Here is a 336-nt window from a genome sequence, read left to right on the forward strand (position 1 = left end):
CGTCGTCACTCAACCCGGCACCTCATGGGACGGCCATCACGTTCACGGCCAAGGTTGTTGCCGCCTCGGGAGCAATCCCGACCGGAACGGTTACCTTCAAGAACGGTTCCACGGTCATCGGTGCTGGCGCGCTGAACACCGCAGGTGTGGCCGCTCTTGCGATCAGCACTCTCCCCGTCGGCAACGCTTCCATCACCGCGGACTATGGCGGGAGCGCGAACGATGCGGCGAGCATCTCTGCTGTGCTGGCGGAGACGATCGCTGAAGCGAAAACCACCACCACGATCACGTCGTCACTCAACCCGGCACCTCATGGGACGGCCATCACGTTCACGG

The 336-nt window shown here is 63.4% G+C and carries 1 protein-coding gene; it reads left to right on the top strand.

Translation table 11 applies throughout. From position 1 onward, the window contains the following. A partial coding sequence (locus GRAN_RS25300; RefSeq protein WP_150133281.1) for an Ig-like domain-containing protein occupies nt 1–336 on the top strand: 336 nt, incomplete at both ends.

Origin of the sequence: Granulicella sibirica, from assembly GCF_004115155.1 — a bacterium.
GTDB lineage: Bacteria > Acidobacteriota > Terriglobia > Terriglobales > Acidobacteriaceae > Edaphobacter > Edaphobacter sibiricus.